Below are 16,973 nucleotides of genomic sequence, written 5' to 3'. Positions count from 1 at the left end.
CGCAGCCGGGGCCGGTTCGTGCGCGGGCTCCGGAGGCCCGCCCGTTCGCCGAACGCGGTCCGGGGGCCGACGGCACGTCCGGGCCACCCGGCCCGACGCCGGGCGGCGTCGGCCCGGTGGCGGGCGCGCCGGCGTCCGGCGCGCGAGGGCGGCGCCCGCAGGAGAGGCCGCGGATCCGGGTACGGCCGTCCGGGTGGCGCGGCCGTACCGCCGTCAGGTCTTGTGGGGGCCCTGCCCGCGGATGTTCTGGGCGACGTCGCGGAGCTTGACGTTGTGGTGCTGGGAGATGCGGCGCAGCACCGCGAAGGCGTCCTCCTCGCTGAGCCGGTGCCGCTCGCGCAGCATGCCCATCGCCTCGCCGATCGCGTGCCGGGTCTCCAGCGCGTGTTCCAGCTGGTCGACGGTGCTGGCACCGGCCAGGGCGACGGCGGCGTGCGAGGCGAGCAGCCAGCCGGCCGTCTCGCTGTCCTGGCTGAAGGCACCAGGACGGCTGGAGTAGCAGTCCAGCGCGCCGAAGTCCTGGTCGTCGGTGTACAGCAGGAAGCCCATCATGCTGCCGATGCCGAGGTCCCGGGCCGCCGGGGCGTACCGCGGCCACTCGGGCTGCGGCCGGGTCAGGTCGGTGATGCGGAACACCCGGTCGCCGTTGACCCGGCGGGCGGCGTCGAAGCAGGGGCCCTCGCCCAGCTCGCCCTGGAGGCGGTCGGACTCCTCGACCATGCCGGCGGTCACGGCCAGACTCACGGCGCGTCCCTTGCGCACGGCCAGGATCCCCGCGGCCTCGCACCCGTCGATGAGTTCCACCGCCGCGGACGCGATCTCCTCCAGCGTCGCCGCCGGTGACGGCTGGGCCAGCAGACGCCGGGCGAGATCGGCCATCTTCTCGGCGAAGTCGCGCCAGTCCATCCCGCACACCACCCTTCCTCCGGCCACGTGTGCCGCTCCGGGGGTGTCGTCGCCCGCGGACTGCGGTGCTCGCAGCGTACCCCCCGACCGCTGTGGCACCGGGTAAGGCGATCATGGCATGCCGGTGCCCCGGCCGGGGGCCGGGGCACCGGGTGGACGGGGCAGGAGCGGCAGGCCGCGGCCGGGGTCAGGACCCCCAGGTGCCCTGACCGACGGCGCAGCGCCAGCCGGAACCGTGCAGGGTGAACTTCAGCTTGTAGTTGCGGGTGTTGAGCAGGTGGGTGCGGACCTTGAAGCCGAGGCTCGCCCTTCCCTTGAAGGTCCGGGTGGAGACGGACACGGTCTTCGACGTCTTGTGGCTGATCCGGCCGCCCTTGGCCGTCGCCGAGCCGAACCGGAGGTTCCTGACGTCGGTGACGGTGAAGGTGACGTTCTTGTAGCTCCGGCTGGTCTTGCTCCTGATGCCGAAGTACAGGCCGCCGCCCGTCACCCAGCCGTTGTGGTCCACGTAGAACCGGGTCGGGTAGACGATGTCGAGCGGGCAGCCCGCACTCTTCTGGGTGACGGTCGCCGCCGAGGCGGCACCCGCCAGTCCCAACTGGGCGGTGGTGAGGACGCCGGTGGCCACCAGGGCCGCGACGGCCGTGCGTGTGCGGTTCATTGCGGTGTTACCTCTTCCCCCTGCGGCCCTCGCGGGCCGGTACGACATGACCCGCGAAGTTCCGCCGAGGCGGCCCGCCGGTCAGTGACGCCGTATTTCGTAACACGGACGAGAGCCGCGAAAGCAACTACTGTGACGGCAGTGCCACTTGGTGACCAAACCGGAACATTTGCGGGGCAACCCGGACGGTGCCCCGGAGGTCGGGACGGGTGGGCCATGAGCGGACGGGGCACCGCGGCGGCAGGTGGACGGCGCGCCCGGGCGGCGGGCGCGAGAGGGCAACGCCCCGGGGGCGCAGTGCGCAGGAGGTGACGCGACGGGGCGGCGGGTGACAGGGGGCGCGGCAGGGCCGCGGTGCGCGGAAAGGTGAGGCGCCGCAGCCGTACGCGCAGGGCGATGACGCGCCGGGACCGGGGGGCACGAGCGGACGGCGCGCCGGGCCGCGGGTCGGCCAACCTCCTCCCGGATGTCGGCCACTTCTTCACTCGCCACCCCTGACACCCCCACCGCGGTGGGCAGGAAGGGGGCGGCGGCCGTGCCGCTTCCGGTCCGACCGTGACGCGTGAGAGCTTCACCCGCACAAGAAGGAGCACAGATGGCCGAGTTGACACGCCGCAGACTCCTGGGTTCGGCCGCCGGCGCGCTGGGCGGCGCCGCGGCGCTCTCCCTCCTCCCGCCGAGCGTCCAGAAGGCCGTCGCCGCCGAGCCGCCCCGGCACAGCTCGCTGCGTGACATCGAGCACGTCGTCCTGCTGATGCAGGAGAACCGGTCCTTCGACCACTACTTCGGAACCCTCAAGGGAGTCCGCGGCTTCGCCGACCCCGACGCCCTCACGCTCGACGGCGGACGGTCGGTCTTCTACCAGCCGGACGCCGAGAACCCCAGGGGCTACCTGCTCCCCTTCCACCTCGACACCCGCACCTCCAGCGCCCAGGCCATCCCTTCCACGAGCCACGCCTGGTCGGTGCAGCACGAGGCGTGCAACGGCGGCAGAATGGACCGCTGGCTGCCCGCGCACCGCAAGGCGGACGGCGCCAACGGCCCCTACGTCATGGGCTATTACACGCGCGAGGACATACCGTTCCAGTTCGCGCTCGCCGAGACCTTCACCCTCTGCGACAACTACTTCAGCTCGGTCCTCGGACCGACCTGGCCGAACCGGCTGATGTGGATGACCGGGACGATCGACCCGGGCGGCACCCGCGGCGGCCCGGTCACGAACAACACCGCTCCCGAGCCCTACCGCTGGACGACGTACGCCGAGCGGTTGCAGGCCGCCGGGGTGAGCTGGAAGGTGTACCAGCAGGACGACGACTACGGCTGCAACCTGCTGGAGCAGTTCGCCGCCTTCAAGGACGCCCAGCCGGGCTCGGAGCTGTACGAGCGCGGGGTGCGCCCGCAGCCGGAGGGCACCTTCGAGGACGACGCGCGGGGCGACCGGCTGCCCGCCGTCTCGTGGATCCTGCCGACCAGCCACCAGTCCGAGCACCCCGACCACCTGCCGGCCGCCGGCGCCGACTTCGTCGCCTCCAAGATCGAGGCCGTCGCCGCCGACCCGAAGGTGTGGCGCAAGACCGCCTTCATCCTCAACTACGACGAGAACGACGGCCTGTTCGACCACGTGCCGCCGCCGACCCCGCCCGCGGGCACCCCCGACGAGTTCATCAGGGGCCTGCCGATCGGCGGCGGCTTCCGCGTCCCGGCCATCGTCGTCTCGCCCTGGACGGTGGGCGGGTGGGTGGCCACGGAGGCCTTCGACCACACCTCGGCCCTCCGGTTCCTGGAGCGCTTCACCGGCGTGGAGGAGCCCAACATCGGCGCGTGGCGGCGCGAGACGTTCGGCGACTTCACCTCCCCCTTCCGGTTCTCCCACAGCAGGCCGCGCCCGCCCCGGCTGCCGGACGACACGGCGGAGCAACTGGAGAAGGCGAAGCAGGAGGTGGCGACGCTGCCGAAGCCGGCGCTGCCCGGCGCCGAGCAGACCTTCCCGCACCAGGAGCGGGGCCACCGGCCGCACCTGTGAGCCGGGGACCGTCCCGGACCCGCGCGCCGACGGGTCCGGGACGGTCGGCGCCCGGCGGGACGCGGCGGTGCACGGCGGTGCGAAGGCCGGCCCGGGGGGCCGGTCCGCCGCCCCGCGGTGACCGGGCGGTGGCTCAGAACTTCGGCGCGGGCGCCTGGCTCTCCACCATCCGTGCCGCTTCCTCAGCGGTCGCCACGGAGGGCGGGGAGCCCGCCAGCGGCCTGCGCGCGGTCTCCTTCATGCACGCCACGGAGACCACGCCGACCAGTGCGGCCGCCATGGCGTAGTACGCGGGCATGAGTTCGCTGCCGGTGGCCGAGATCAGCGCGGTGATCACCAGCGGGGTCGTTCCGCCGAAGAGCGAGGTGGCGAGGTTGTACCCGATGGACAGGGAGCCGTAGCGCACCTCGGTCGGGAACAGGGCGGGCAGCGCCGCGGACATCGTCCCGAGCATGCACACCAGGGACAGCCCCAGCATCAGCATCCCCGCGGCCACCGCGACCGCACCGCCCTGGCCGACCAGCAGGAAGGCGGGCACCGACAGCAGCAGGAAGCCCAGCATGCCGGTCATCAGGACGGGCTTGCGGCCGATCCGGTCGGACAGCCTGCCGACCTGGTTGATCAGCAGCATCAGGACCACCATGGTGCCGATCAGGATCAGCAGGCCGTTCGTCTCGCTGTAGCCCAGCTCGTCGGACAGATAGGTGGGCATGTACGACAGGAGCATGTAGTCGGTGATGTTGTACGCGCCGACCAGGCAGACGCACAGCACCAGGGACGGCCAGTACTGGCGGAAGATCTTCGCGATGTCCCCCTTGGCGGTCGTCTCCACCGCGGACGCCGCCTCGGACGCCCGGTGCACCGAGGCGTCCTCCAGCTTCTGGAAGGCGGGCGTCTCGTCCAGCCGCAGCCGCAGGTACAGACCGACCAGTCCGATGGGCCCGGCCACCAGGAACGGCACGCGCCACCCCCAGGACTCCATCCCGCCGCTGCCGAGGACCGTGGTCAGCAGTGTCACCAGCCCCGCCGCGCCGACGTACCCGGCGAGCGTGCCCAGCTCCAGGAAGCTCCCGAAGAAGCCCCGGCGCCGGTCGGGCGCGTACTCGGCGATGAACGTGGAGGCACCGCCGTACTCACCGCCCGTGGAGAAGCCCTGCACCAGCCGGAAGAAGATCAGCAGGGCCGGGGCCCAGAAACCGATGGCGGAGTACGACGGGATCAGACCGATCGCGAACGTCCCGATCGCCATCATGATCATGGTCATCGCCAGGACGGTCTTGCGGCCGATCTTGTCGCCCATCGGTCCGAACACCATGCCGCCGAGCGGACGCACCAGGAAGGACACGGCGAACGTCGCGAACGACGCCAGCAGCTCGACCGTGCCGTTCCCGGACGGGAAGAAGACGTGTCCGATGGTGACGGCCAGATAGCTGTAGATGCCGAAGTCGAACCACTCCATGGCGTTGCCCAGCGAGGCGGCCTTCACCGCGCGCCGTACGGCACGCTCGTCGGTGACGGTGATGTCGGTCCGGCGCAACGGAGGGTTCCTGCGGCGCTCAGCCGCGCGGAACAGCGCGCGGTGGCGTCTGACGGCACCCCGATCGGCGTCGTTCTCCCGAAGACCGTCTCCGTTGCCCGCCATGAGGGCTCCTCTCTGCCGACGCACAGACATCCAGGAGACCGCCTGCTCACACGTGGCGAGCGCAAACGGGCCGTCGGCACAGAGCGAGATTCGCCACGTCGGCGGAACCGGCACCCGGGTCACCGGTCACCCTTCTTCCTGCGGGCCGCGGGGCGGGCCGGTCCGCCGGGCGACGCCGTTCGTCGCGGCGGCACCGGCCGGGCGGGCGGTCACGGCGCCAGGCGGTCCCGTACCCAGGCGAGCAGGCCCGGCATCGTGGCCTCGATCATGGCCAGCACCTCTTCGAAGCCCTCCGGGCCGCCGTAGTACGGGTCGGGGACGTCGAGACCCGCGCCGGCGTCCGCCTCCGGGTCGAACGAGCGCAGCATGCGGACCAGGGACGGGTCCTCGACGAGACGGCGCAGCGCTTTCTCGTGACCTAGGTCCATGGCCAGGAACAGGTCGGCGTCCAGATGCTCGGCACCGACCTGCGCGGCCACGTGCTCCACGGGATAGCCGTGCCGGACCAGCACGTCACCGGCCCGCTCGTCGATGGGCTCCCCGGCGTGCCAGGGGCCGATCCCCGCACTGGTGACCCGCACCCGGTCGGCGAGCCCCGCCCGGCGCAGATGCTCGGCGAACACCAGGGCGGCGACCGGCGACCGGCAGATGTTCCCGCTGCAGACGAAACAGATGTGCACGGACACCAGGGTACGGAACGGGGGGCGCGCGCCCCGCCCCGGATGCGCGCGGCCCCGCACGCGGCGGCCCTCGGACGCACGGTCACCGCCCCGCTGCCGGGCCCACGGTCACCGCCCCGCTTCTTCTCCCGCCCCTCCGCCGGCGCCGTCGTGCAGGTGGTACACGTGGAACGCGCGCCCGATGACCGGCTGGGCGACGTTGCGCACGCGCACCCCGCCGCTCGTCATCCCGTTCTCCGTGCCGGCGTGCGCATGTCCGTGCACGGCGAGGTCGGCGCCCGCCGTGTCGACGGCCTCGGCCAGCAGGTAGCTGCCGAGGAACGGGTAGATCTCCAGAGGCTCACCGGCGAGCGTCTCCGGTACGGGGGAGTAGTGCGTGAGCGCGATGCGCGCGTCGCAGCCCTGCTCGGCCAGGTGCTCCAGGGAGGCGCGCAGGCCCTCGGCGCAGCGGCGGCTGCACCGCACGAACTCCTTCATCAGCGGTTCGCCGAACTCGCCCGCGCTGCGGCCGAGGAAGCCGCCGCCGAAGCCCTTGGTCCCCGCGACTCCGACCCGCGCCTCACCGCACCGGATGACGACCCCGCGCCCCTCCAGCACCTGCGCGCCCGCGTCCTCCAGGACGGCGGCGACCTCCTCGGGCCGTTCGTCGTGGTGGTCGTGGTTGCCGAGGACGGCCACGACCGGCACCCCCAGACCCTCGATCTCCCGCGCCACCACCCGTGCCTCCTCCGGTGTGCCGTGCCGGGTGAGGTCGCCCGCCAGCAGCAGGAGGTCGGCGCACTCGGGCAGCGTCTCGAAGGCGGGCCGCAGGGTGCCCTGGGTCTCGGGGGCCATGTGGATGTCCCCGACCGCTGCGATCCGGATCATGCGAGGTCCTCCGCGTGGTCGGGGGAGGAGGCGTCGGTGACGACGACGTCGCAGTGGACGCGGTGGCCGGCGAGTTCGGCGCCGACGAGGCCGCAGATCTCGTCCCGGCAGTGCGCCGACGGGACCGTTCCGGTCAGCAGCACCGCCTCGCCGCGCACTTCGAGCCGGACCCCCAGCTCGCCCAGCGGGCCGCCGGCGATCCGCTCCCTGAGATGGGCCACGCGGTACTCCAGGTTGTCTCCGGAGGCAGGGGGGCCGGATGCCCGCTCTCCGAGGTGGTGGTTCATGACGGCTCCTTCGGCGGGGCGATGACGTTCAGGCGTTCGAGGAGGAAGAAGAAGGAGGCCGGCATGGGGTCGTCCCCGCAGGCACGCCGGACCCGGTCCCAGTCGACCTTCTCGCGCAGGGCGCGGGCGATGGGGAGCACGGCGCCGAAGTCGCAGTGGTGCTCGGAGAACGCGGCGATCAGACTCCACAGCAGGTCGGTCGGGGCCAGGACGGGCATGCGCACGGAGTCGACCGACAGTTCCTCGGCGCGGCCCAGCATCTCCCGGGAGACGGGCTGGTGAGCGAGGACGAAGATGACGTCGATGTCCTGGTCGAAGCACTTGGCCTTGATGAGCCAGTCCTCCGGCGGCTCGTAGACCGTGAGGCCGCTCTCGCGCAGGGTGGCCGCCACCGCCCGGGCGTCGTCGGGCAGGACGCAGAAGTCGGCGTCGTGCTGCAGGTTCTCGCTGCCGCCGTGCGCGTACACCGCCACGCTCCCCGCGAGGGCGAAAGGGTGCCCTTTCCGCTTGAGCAGGGCCCCGACCTGTTTGGTCGCCTCGAGGATCGCCTGGTTGCGGTCCCGGGGCAGTTGCTGCGGCTCCTGGGGCGGGTGCTCCCGCGGCGCCCGGGCTGTGAGGCCCCCTTCGGCCTGGGGCGCGGGGTCCTGCGGAGCCTGGGGTGTCAGGTCCTGTGCGGCCTGCGGAGTCGGAGGCGCCGGCCGCTCGGCTGCGCCCGCCGCCAGGCGAAGACCCGCCGGTCCGCCCCGCCGTGCGGGCGCAGCGCCCCCTCCGTCCCCTGCCATGCCCGCTCCCTCCGTCTTCGTCGCCGAAGCGCCGGACCGCCTCGGCCGCCGGCCTGCCGGGCCGGTCGGGCCGTCGCCGGCGCACCGGACGGTTTCCGCTGTTCTCCGCCCGGACGGGTACCCGCCGTGCCCGCGCCGACACGACGCGGCTCGGATCCGGCCGCCGTGCGGCCCGGTCCCTCCTCTCCCCGGGTGCCGGTCACCGCGGCCGACGGGTTTTCCGCAGGGCTTGACCGGCGCGACGGGGGTACGCGGGGTGACAGCCGGCCGGGGTGGCGGCGACCGCGGAGGGAAGGGGGCGGGGCGGCACGGCACCCGGGGGTTCACCCCGTCGTGGCGGGCCCCGTGCGCCGCCTTCCGGGCCGTGAGAGATTGACAGGGCCGATGTCCGTAAAGGGCTGTTTGCCCATGTTTTTCGATCGCTCGGACCGAACGGCAGGACCGGTGGCAGCCGCAGGCGAGGGGCCCCGTCGGGGCGACCGGCAATCGGACAGTGACGGCCGCCGCACACGCACGTGGTGGCGGCCAGGAGTGGAGGAACGGTACGCATGAGCGAGGCCAACCCCATCAAGCAGGCGGCCCACAAGGTGGCCGACGCGCTCCAGGGCGACGGTGCGGGGCCGGAGGAGGGCATCCCGGGGAAGCCGGGTTCCGAGTCCCCCTCCGTCGCCGAGCCCACACAGCCGCGTGACCCGCTGCCGCCCAAGCCCGACCAGAGCGGACCGGACACCGTCTCGCCCACCGGGCAGCCGACCGGCGCGGACCGGGCCCGTATGGCGCAGAGCGGGAGCTACCTGACCACCGCGCAGGGGGCGCGGCTGTACGACACCGACCACTCGCTCAAGGCGGGGCCGCGCGGTCCCGTACTGCTGCAGGACCATCATCTGCGCGAGAAGGTGATGCACTTCGACCACGAGCGGATCCCGGAGCGCGTGGTCCACGCCCGCGGCGCCGCCGCGCACGGCGTCTTCACCAGCTACGGCACCGCGTCCTCGGTGACCAAGGCCGCCTTCCTCGGCAAGGACGTCGAGACCCCGGTCTTCGTACGGTTCTCCACGGTGCTCGGGTCACGCGGATCCGCCGACACCGTGCGGGACACCCGCGGGTTCGCGACCAAGTTCTACACCAGCGAGGGCGTCTTCGACCTGGTCGGGAACAACATCCCGGTGTTCTTCATCCAGGACGCCATCAAGTTCCCCGACATCGTGCACGCCGCCAAGCCGCACCCCGACCGGGAGATCCCGCAGGCGCAGAGCGCCCACGACACGCACTGGGACTTCGTCACCCTGCACACCGAGGCCACCCACCACGTCCTGTGGAACATGTCGGACCGGGGCATCCCGCGCTCGTTCCGCATGATGGAGGGCTTCGGCATCCACACCTTCCGCCTGGTCGACGCCGAGGGCCGGACCACGCTGGTGAAGTGGCACTGGAAGCCGAAACTGGGCGTCCACTCGCTGGTGTGGGAGGAGGCGCAGATCGTGGGCGGCGTCGACCCCGACTTCCACCGGCGGGACCTGGCCGACGCCATCGAGGCGGGCGCCTACCCCGAGTGGGAGCTGGGCATCCAGACCTTCCCCGACACCCCCGAGCAGACCTTCGAGGGCATCGACCTGCTGGACCCGACGAACATCGTCCCCGAGGAACTCGCCCCCGTGCAGCCCGTCGGACGGCTCGTCCTCAACCGCAACCCGTCGAACTTCTTCGCCGAGACCGAACAGGTCGCCTTCCACCCCGGCCACCTCGTGCCCGGCATCGACATCACCGACGACCCCCTGCTGTCCGGGCGGCTGTTCTCCTACCTGGACACCCAGATCACCCGGCTCGGCGGCCCCAACTTCGCGCAGATCCCGATCAACCGCCCGCACGCCCCCGTCAACGACATGCTGCGCGACGGCTTCCACCAGACGGCCGTGCACCGGGGCGTGGCCCCCTACCGGCCGAACTCCCTCGACGGCGGCTGCCCGTTCACCGCGGGGGCGGACACGGGAGCGTTCATCGAGGCACCCGTGCGCATCCCGGAGGCGAAGAAGGTCCGGGAGGCTCCCGAGACGTTCGCGGACCACTTCAGCCAGCCCCGCCGGTTCTGGCTCAGCATGAGCCCCGTCGAGCGCGAGCACATCATCGGCGCCTACACCTTCGAACTGGGCAAGTGCTACGAGCAGGCCGTCAAGGAGCGAGGTCTGCAGGTGCTGGCCAACATCGACCCCGAGCTGTGCGCCGAGGTCGCCGCCGGGCTCGGCCTGCCCGCGCCGGAGGCGACCGTGCCGCTGGCCGACGTGCAGCCCAGCCCCGCGCTGTCCCAGGTCGGCCACACGTGGCCCACGGACGGCAGGGTGATCGGGATCGTCGCGGGTCCGGACGGCGACCTGGACGGCGTACGGGCCGTGCGGGAGGCCGTGCTCGCCGGCGGCATGGTGCCCCTCGTCGTCGCGCCCGTCGGCGGCACGCTCGGGGACGGCGCCGACCCGCTGTCCGTGCAGCGCACCTACGCCACCGCCCGGTCCGTGGAGTTCGACGCCGTGCTGGTGTCGGGAACGCCTGGCGTGGGCGCCGACGCCTACGGCGCCCGGGACGCGAAGTCCGGCCTGGCCTCCCCGCGGCAGGCGAGCCACGATCCGCGCGTCAGCCTGCTGCTGTCCGAGGCGTTCCGGCACGGCAAGGCGATCGGCGCGTGGAAGGGAGCCGAAGCCGCGCTGGAGGCGGCGGGTGTCCCGGCCGACGCGCCCGGCGTGGTCCTCGGGGACAGCGGCACCGCCACCCTGGAGCAGATCACCCGCCTCCTGGGCGCGCACCGCGTCTGGGAGCGGTTCCCCGCGGAGGCCTGACCCGCCCCCGTCCCGTCGGCTCCCCACCTCCTCCGGGCCGGCCCGCCGCAGCGCTCGCGCTGTGGCCAAGGCCACGCCCCGGAGGAGGTCCGCGCCATAGGCGGGGCGCGGGCCGCGCACTACGGTTCCAGGTAGTCCCTGTGTCCGTGAACCAGTGCGAACGGCCCGGCAGTGCTCGAAGATCTCTCCCCCCTCATCGCGGCGACCGCCCAGTGGCTGACCGCCGCGTACCCGGCATCCGGCGGTGCCCTGGCCTCCGCCCTGTGCGAGGTGCAGGCACGCCAGCCGGTGGCGCTCGCGGCCTGGCTCCGCTATCCGACGCCCATGGACGCGGCGCTGGTCGGCATGGCCGGCCCCGGCGGTTCCGCCCGCCTGGACTGGGTCGCCGGCGCGGACGGCGCCGGGGCCGGGGACCCGGACACGTACGCCTGGCGCACCTGGGTGGACGAGGTCGTGGCGAGCTGGGCGGCCTGTCTGCTCACCGATCCCGCCCTGGCCGGCCGCGCAGTGGCCGCGCTCACCGAGGACGGCCGCACGGCCCGCACTCCGGTCGAGTTCCGGCGCCTGCTCACCCCCGACGAGCGGGACAGCTCGGCGGCGGCCCTGCTGCGCCACCCCGACCTCCTCGCCCCCGTGGCCGCCCTGCACCGCGCCCAGCTCCTGGAGCGCCTGGAACCGGACGAGACCCTGGCGGCCTGACCCTCCGCCGTGCGGCTGCCGCAGGGCGGAGGCGCCGCCGCGCGGTCACCGCCGCCGAGGCCCCGCCCCTGCGAGGCCCTGCTCCGTGACAGCCGAGCCCCCCGCACAGGCCCGTTGTCGGTACCGGACCGTCGTCTCACCGGGATCCCAGCGCCTGGCCCACCGCGTTCCTGGCGGCGGGCAGCGCCGCCGCCCGGTCGGCCGGGACGAGGCCGATCCGCGTACGCCGGTCGAGCAGATCGCTCTCGTCGAGCGCCCCCTCGTGCCGTACGGCCCACACCAGTTCGGCGCGGGTGACGGGGTGCCCCTCCAGCGCGGGTTCGCGCAGCTCCGGATCGGCGGCGCCGAGCGCGTGCACCGCCGGTGCCTCGGTGCCGTAGCGGCGCACCAGACGGCGGGGCGCCGGCAGCGCGGCCAGGGTCCTGGGCGAGGCGGCACCGACCAGGGGCAGCGCGGCCGTCGGGGAGGGCCCCGCGGCCAGGCGGCGCGTGCGCACGGCGGCGTCCACGGCGTCCTCGGCCATCCGGCGGTAGGTGGTGAGCTTGCCGCCGACCACGGTGACCACTCCCTCCGGCGAGGTGAGCACCGCGTGCCTGCGGGAGATGTCGGCGGTGCGGGAAGCCGCGCGGGACGGACCGCCGGACCCGGTGCCGAGGAGCGGTCGCAGGCCCGCGAAGGCCCCCACCACGTCCTCGCGGCGGACCGGCGTCTCCAGGGCGGACCCGAGGACGTCCAGCAGGAAGCCGATGTCCGCCTCGGGCACCTCGGGAACGTCCGGGATCCCGCCGTCGACGGGTTCGTCGGTGAGTCCGACGTACACCCGGCCGTCCCCCTGGGGCAGCACGAGGACGAAACGGTTGGTCTCACCCGGCACGGGGATGTGCAGCCCGGCGGGCAGCGGCCCGAGACGGGCGGCGCGCAGCACGAGGTGGGTGCCGCGTGAGGGCCGGATCCGCACGCCGTCGACCAGACCGCCCGCCCACACCCCGGAGGCGTTGATCACCGAGCGGGCGCGGATCTCCCCTTCCTCCCCGGTGAGTTCGTCGCGTATCCGGGCGCCGGAGGCGGTCAGTTCCAGGGCCCGTACCCGCGTCAGGATCCGCGCTCCGTGGGCCGCGGCCGTCCGCGCGACGGCGGTGACCAGGCGGGCGTCGTCGCTGAGCCGTCCGTCCCACGACAGCAGGCCGCCGCGCAGCCCGGCCCCGCGGAGCGCGGGGGCGAGATGGCGGGTCTCCACGGCGGACGTCCGGCGCGGCGCGGGCAGGGTGGCGCGGGCGGTGCGCGCGGCCAGGCGCAGCCCGTCGCCCGCCCGGAAGCCGGCCCAGGCGAGGGCCGCCTGACTCCGGGAGACCAAGGGGGTCAGCGGCAGGACGAACGGCTGCGCGCCGACCAGATGGGGCGCGGTGCGTTCCATCAGCACCCCGCGTTCCACCGCGCTCTCGTGGGCGACGTCGAGCTGTGCGGAGGCCAGGTAGCGCAGGCCGCCGTGGACGAGCTTGGAACTCCAGCGGGAGGTGCCGAAGGCCAGGTCGTGGGCGTCGACCGCGGCGACGGACAGCCCGCGGGCCGCGGCGTCCAGCGCCACGCCGGCGCCGGTGGCGCCCAGCCCGACCACCAGGACGTCCACGGCGGGACCGCCCACGGTCAGCGCCAGTTCGCGCGAGCGCCGGGCGGCGCTCAGCGACGAGCGGGCAGGGGAGCCGGACGGCCCGGCGCAGTCCGCCGGGCCGGGACGGGAGGGGGCGGGGCTCATGGCGTCAGGGTCCTCTCCAGAAGGGTCCGCAGTTCCCCGAGGAACGCCTGCGCGGTCAGCTCGGGGTCGTCCTCGTCGGCCATCGTGCGCAGCGACAGCGTGAAGGACTGGACGACCAGCAGCAGCGAGCGCGCCTGCCGCGCGGGATGGCCGGGGCGCACCGAGCCGTCGGCGTGGCCCTCGTGCAGGGCGTCGGTGACCAGTTCGAGCAGGGCGTCCTGGCTGGCTCCCCGCCGGTCGAGCACGTAAGGGAGCAGCAGCTCGGGATCCACGTCGACGATCTTCCGGAACAGGGGGTGCGCGCGGAAGGCCGCCACCCCCGCCACCAGGCCGTCCACGATCAGGGTGCGGGTGGCGGTACCGGGCCGCCGCTCGGGCATCGCGCCGGTGGCCACCCCGATCCACTCCCGGGTCATCAGATCGCCCACCAGGGAACGGACGTCCGGCCAGCGCCGGTAGAGCGTCATCCGGGAGACGCCCGCCCGCCGGGCCACGTCCGTCAGGGTCGTACGGCGGACCCCCACGGCCAGGACGCAGTCGCGCACGGCGTCGAGCACGGGATCGCCGGACGGCGAGGCGGAACCCGCCGCTCCGGCGCCCGTGCCCTTCCCGCCGCCCGCTGCGCGGGTGCCGTGCGCGTCGTCCGGGCCGTGCGCGCCGCGTACGGCCTCCGCGCCGCTCGAGGCGTCCCCGCTGCCTTCGCTCCCGCTCCCGCTTCCGCGGTCCGAACCGTTGTGACGAATAGGCGTCATGTGTAACAGTGTAACGCCCCTTCGACGCGACCGGTGAGGAACGACCCATGGACATGCTGTGGAGCGGCTGGGGCGACCCGGCCGAGGCGGCACCGCTGCCCGCCCCGGTGACCGGGCTGCTGCGCGACCTGCTCGGTGTCAGGCCCGCGGGTGCGCCACCGGTCGGCTGGGAAGAACTGCGCGTCCCCGAGTCCCCGCTGACCGCCGCCGCCCGCCGGTCCCTCGAGGAGGCGGTCGGCGGCGAGAAGCACGTCCGGACCGACGCCGACGCGCGAATCCGCCACACCCGCGGCAAGTCCACCCCCGACCTGCTCCGCATACGGGGCGGCGACCTCACCGACCTGCCCGCGGCCGTGGTGCTCCCCGCCGGGCACGACGAGGTGCTCGCCGTGCTGCGCGCCTGCGCCGCCCACGACGTGGCCCTCGTGCCGTTCGGCGGCGGCACGTCCGTCGTCGGCGGCCTCGCTCCCGAGCACCGGACGCCCGGCCGGCGCCCCTTCGTCGCGCTGGACCTGCGCCGCATGGACCGGCTGCTCGCCCTCGACCCGGTCTCGCGGACCGCCACCCTCCAGCCCGGCCTGCGCGCCCCGCACGCCGAAGCGCTGCTCGCCGACCACGGCTTCACCCTCGGTCACTTCCCGCAGTCCTACGAGTGGGCCACCATCGGCGGGTTCGCCGCCGCCCGCTCCAGCGGCCAGGCGTCCGCGGGATACGGCCGCTTCGACGAGATGGTGCTAGGCCTCACGCTCGCAACCCCCGAAGGCACCCTGGAGGCGGGCCGGGCCCCGCGCTCGGCCGCCGGTCCCGACCTTCGCCAGCTCGTCCTCGGTTCCGAGGGGGCGTTCGGCGTCATCACGGCGGTGACCGTGCGGCTGCGCCCGCTGCCGCGGACCCGCGTCTACGAGGGCTGGCGGTTCGCCTCGTTCGAGGAGGGCACGAACGCGGTGCGCCGGCTCGCCCAGGACGGACCGCTGCCGACCGTGCTGCGCCTGTCCGACGAGACGGAGACCCTGATCGGACTGGCCCAGCCCGACGCCATCGGCGCATCGCTCGCCGACGGGTCCGCCGGCTGCCAGGCGATCACCGGCTACGAGGGCACCGCCGAGGACGTCGCCCACCGCAGGGAACGGGCCGCGGCCGTCCTGCGGGCGTGCGGCGGGACCCCCCTCGGCGAGGAACCCGGCGAACGCTGGGCCCACGGCCGCTACTCGGCCCCGTACCTGCGGGACGCGCTCCTGGACGTGGGCGCGTTCGCCGAGACCCTGGAGACCGCCGCCTTCTGGTCGCGCGTGCCCGGCCTGTACGCCGCCGTCCGCGACGCGCTCACCGTCACCCTCACCGAGGCGGGCACTCCGCCGCTCGTCATGTGCCACATCTCGCACGTCTACGAGAACGGCGCCTCCCTGTACTTCACCGTGGTCAGCGCGCAGGGCGAGGATCCCGTGGCGCACTGGGCGCCCGCCAAGCAGGCCGCGAGCGAGGCGGTCCTCGCCGCGGGCGGCACCATCAGCCACCACCACGGCGTGGGGACCGACCACCGCGACGCGTACGTCCGGGAGGCCGGACCGCTCGGTGTGGAGGCACTGCGGGCGGTCAAGCGGCGCCTGGACCCGGCCGGTCTGCTCAACCCAGGCGTGCTGCTGCCCCGGGATCCGGCCGACGGCTGACACCCCGCACTGCCCGGCCACAGGGCGGCCTGCGCCGCACGGCGGGCGGAGTGCGGCGAGCGGTGGGCGGCGCACGGCACGGTGCCGCCCGCCCGAGGCCCGCGCACTCGTCCGCGTCCACCCGCGCCGGACGGGCAGCCGGCCCGGCCGGCATCCAACGGCCCGCCTCCCCCCGTCCCGGTCCGCCGGACGCCCGGCACCCCCGCTCCCGGCCCTCTGCCTCCCGCCCCGCGCCGTCAACCCCCTCGCCGCCCCCTCCGCCCCGCCCCTCACCCCGTCCACGTCCTCACTCCGCCCGGAGGCCCACCGATGCGTCAGTTCACCGCCATCGTCAACCCGACCGCGGGCGGAGCCCTGGGCGCCGCCGCGCTGCTGCAGGTGGGCAGGGAGCTGAGGGAGGCGGGCGCCGGGCTGGAGACCGAGTACAGCCGCAGCCTCGACCACGCCAGGGAACTGGCCCGGCGGGCCGGGGAAGGCGGCCGGGCCGTGCTCGCCGTCGGCGGCGACGGCATCGCGGGCGGCGTCGGCGGCGCCCTCAGCGGCACCGGCACCCTTTTCGGCCTGGTGCCGGCCGGCCGCGGCAACGACTTCGCCCGGGCCCTCGGCCTGCCCGCCGACCCCGCCGCCCTGGCGCGCGTGCTGCTCCACCACGCCCCGCGCCGTGTCGACACCATCGAGGTGGAGTCGGCGGTCCACCCCCGCACCGTCGTCCTCGGCAGCGTGTACGCGGGCGTCGACGCACTCGCCAACCGGCACGCCAACCGGGCCCGGCTGCTGCGTGGTGCCGCCTCGTACTACGCCGGCGGGCTGCGGGCCGTCGCCACCTGGCGCACCGCGACCTACCGCGTCACCGTCGACGGCCAGGAGCACGTCCACCGCGGCTACACCGTGGTGGCCGCCAACTCCGCCTACTACGGCTCCGGCCGGATGATCGCCCCCGCCGCCCGCGTCGACGACGGCCTGCTCGACGTGGTGCTGATCCGCGCCGCCCCGCGCCGGCTCTTCTTCACGCTCATGAACGAGCTGAAGTCGGGCGGCCACGTCCGCCGGCCCGAGGTGCGGATCCTGCGCGGCAGGGAGGTCCGGGTCGAGGCCGACCGCGACATCCCCTACGGCGCCGACGGCGAGGTCGACGCGGCGCTGCCCGTCACGGCCCGCGTCCTGCCGGGCGCCCTCGCCGTGCTGTGCTGACCGCCCCCACCCCCGCCCCGCCGGCCTGTCCAGCCCGCCGACCGGCCGGACCGATCCGGAACGGCCGGCCACCCCGGCCGATCTAGGGCGCGTTTCGAAAGTCCCGCCTGCGCCGCGGCGCCTGGCACGCGCGCTGGCCGCGTTGTCGGGATCGTCCACGTACGCCCGGTACGAGGACGACCCTCCGCCTTGCGATCACACGCACCAGGCACCGCGGGGCCCGCCCTTCGGGCGG

Annotated in this window: 14 protein-coding genes; 5 read left to right on the top strand and 9 right to left on the bottom strand. The window is 74.4% G+C overall.

What is annotated here, in order from left to right; genetic code table 11:
- Positions 1-213: 213 nt before the first annotated feature.
- Together IG64_RS01350 and IG64_RS01345 are read right to left on the bottom strand one after the other, a co-directional pair.
- A complete protein-coding gene (locus tag IG64_RS01350) occupies positions 214-906 on the bottom strand; it encodes a GAF and ANTAR domain-containing protein (protein WP_037851010.1) in 693 nt (230 codons plus the stop codon).
- Positions 907-1,093: 187 nt separating this feature from the next.
- Complete coding sequence (locus tag IG64_RS01345) at positions 1,094-1,567, bottom strand: hypothetical protein (RefSeq protein WP_037851007.1); 474 nt, start codon at positions 1,565-1,567, stop codon at positions 1,094-1,096.
- 595 nt (positions 1,568-2,162) lie between these two features.
- Here IG64_RS01345 and IG64_RS01340 point away from each other — a divergent pair.
- On the top strand, positions 2,163-3,590 hold the full coding sequence (locus tag IG64_RS01340) for an alkaline phosphatase family protein (RefSeq protein WP_037851006.1): 1,428 nt from the start codon (positions 2,163-2,165) through the stop codon (positions 3,588-3,590).
- A 133-nt stretch (positions 3,591-3,723) separates the two neighbouring features.
- Here IG64_RS01340 and proP read toward each other — a convergent pair whose 3' ends face one another.
- The 5 genes from proP to IG64_RS01315 all read right to left on the bottom strand — a co-directional run bounded on the left by proP (position 3,724) and on the right by IG64_RS01315 (position 7,848).
- Complete coding sequence (proP, locus tag IG64_RS01335; protein ID WP_037851004.1) at positions 3,724-5,232, bottom strand: glycine betaine/L-proline transporter ProP; 1,509 nt, start codon at positions 5,230-5,232, stop codon at positions 3,724-3,726.
- 209 nt (positions 5,233-5,441) lie between these two features.
- Positions 5,442-5,912 (bottom strand): low molecular weight protein-tyrosine-phosphatase, encoded by a 471-nt coding sequence (locus tag IG64_RS01330; protein WP_037851277.1) that lies wholly within the window; start codon positions 5,910-5,912, stop codon positions 5,442-5,444.
- Between the two features lie 108 nt (positions 5,913-6,020).
- Positions 6,021-6,779, bottom strand: coding sequence for a metallophosphoesterase family protein (locus IG64_RS01325; protein ID WP_037851003.1), 759 nt, complete (start codon positions 6,777-6,779; stop codon positions 6,021-6,023).
- Positions 6,776-7,066, bottom strand: coding sequence for a hypothetical protein (locus IG64_RS01320; protein WP_037851001.1), 291 nt, complete (start codon positions 7,064-7,066; stop codon positions 6,776-6,778). The genes IG64_RS01325 and IG64_RS01320 overlap by 4 nt, the downstream gene beginning before the upstream one ends.
- Positions 7,063-7,848 carry a nucleotidyltransferase family protein gene (locus tag IG64_RS01315; RefSeq protein WP_037851000.1) on the bottom strand — a complete coding sequence of 262 codons (786 nt, stop codon included), beginning with the start codon at positions 7,846-7,848 and terminating at the stop codon, positions 7,063-7,065. The genes IG64_RS01320 and IG64_RS01315 overlap by 4 nt, the downstream gene beginning before the upstream one ends.
- Before the next feature lie 548 nt (positions 7,849-8,396).
- Between IG64_RS01315 and IG64_RS01310 the strand changes: the two genes are divergently transcribed.
- Positions 8,397-10,676 carry a catalase gene (locus IG64_RS01310; protein ID WP_037850999.1) on the top strand — a complete coding sequence of 760 codons (2,280 nt, stop codon included), beginning with the start codon at positions 8,397-8,399 and terminating at the stop codon, positions 10,674-10,676.
- Between the two features lie 171 nt (positions 10,677-10,847).
- Positions 10,848-11,375, top strand: coding sequence for a hypothetical protein (locus IG64_RS01305; protein ID WP_037850998.1), 528 nt, complete (start codon positions 10,848-10,850; stop codon positions 11,373-11,375).
- 136 nt (positions 11,376-11,511) lie between these two features.
- On the opposite strand, the gene IG64_RS01300 is transcribed toward IG64_RS01305, so the two are convergent.
- Positions 11,512-13,128, bottom strand: a complete 1,617-nt coding sequence (locus tag IG64_RS01300; protein ID WP_078883708.1) for a glycerol-3-phosphate dehydrogenase/oxidase — start codon at positions 13,126-13,128, stop codon at positions 11,512-11,514.
- Positions 13,125-13,685: a TetR/AcrR family transcriptional regulator gene (locus IG64_RS01295; protein ID WP_037850997.1), complete on the bottom strand. Its 561-nt coding sequence runs from the start codon at positions 13,683-13,685 to the stop codon at positions 13,125-13,127. The genes IG64_RS01300 and IG64_RS01295 overlap by 4 nt, the downstream gene beginning before the upstream one ends.
- A 242-nt stretch (positions 13,686-13,927) precedes the next feature.
- Here IG64_RS01295 and IG64_RS01290 point away from each other — a divergent pair, with 242 nt between their 5' ends.
- Both IG64_RS01290 and IG64_RS01285 read left to right on the top strand, forming a co-directional pair.
- Complete coding sequence (locus IG64_RS01290; RefSeq protein WP_037850995.1) at positions 13,928-15,547, top strand: FAD-binding oxidoreductase; 1,620 nt, start codon at positions 13,928-13,930, stop codon at positions 15,545-15,547.
- Positions 15,548-15,856: 309 nt separating this feature from the next.
- Complete coding sequence (locus tag IG64_RS01285; protein ID WP_037850994.1) at positions 15,857-16,738, top strand: YegS/Rv2252/BmrU family lipid kinase; 882 nt, start codon at positions 15,857-15,859, stop codon at positions 16,736-16,738.
- The last annotated feature ends 235 nt before the right edge of the window (positions 16,739-16,973 follow it).

Origin of the sequence: Streptomyces sp. NRRL S-340, from assembly GCF_000720185.1 — a bacterium.
Taxonomy (GTDB): Bacteria; Actinomycetota; Actinomycetes; order Streptomycetales; family Streptomycetaceae; genus Streptomyces.
Note: the sequence above shows the minus strand (reverse complement) of the source record. Positions and strands in the feature narration are given on the sequence as shown.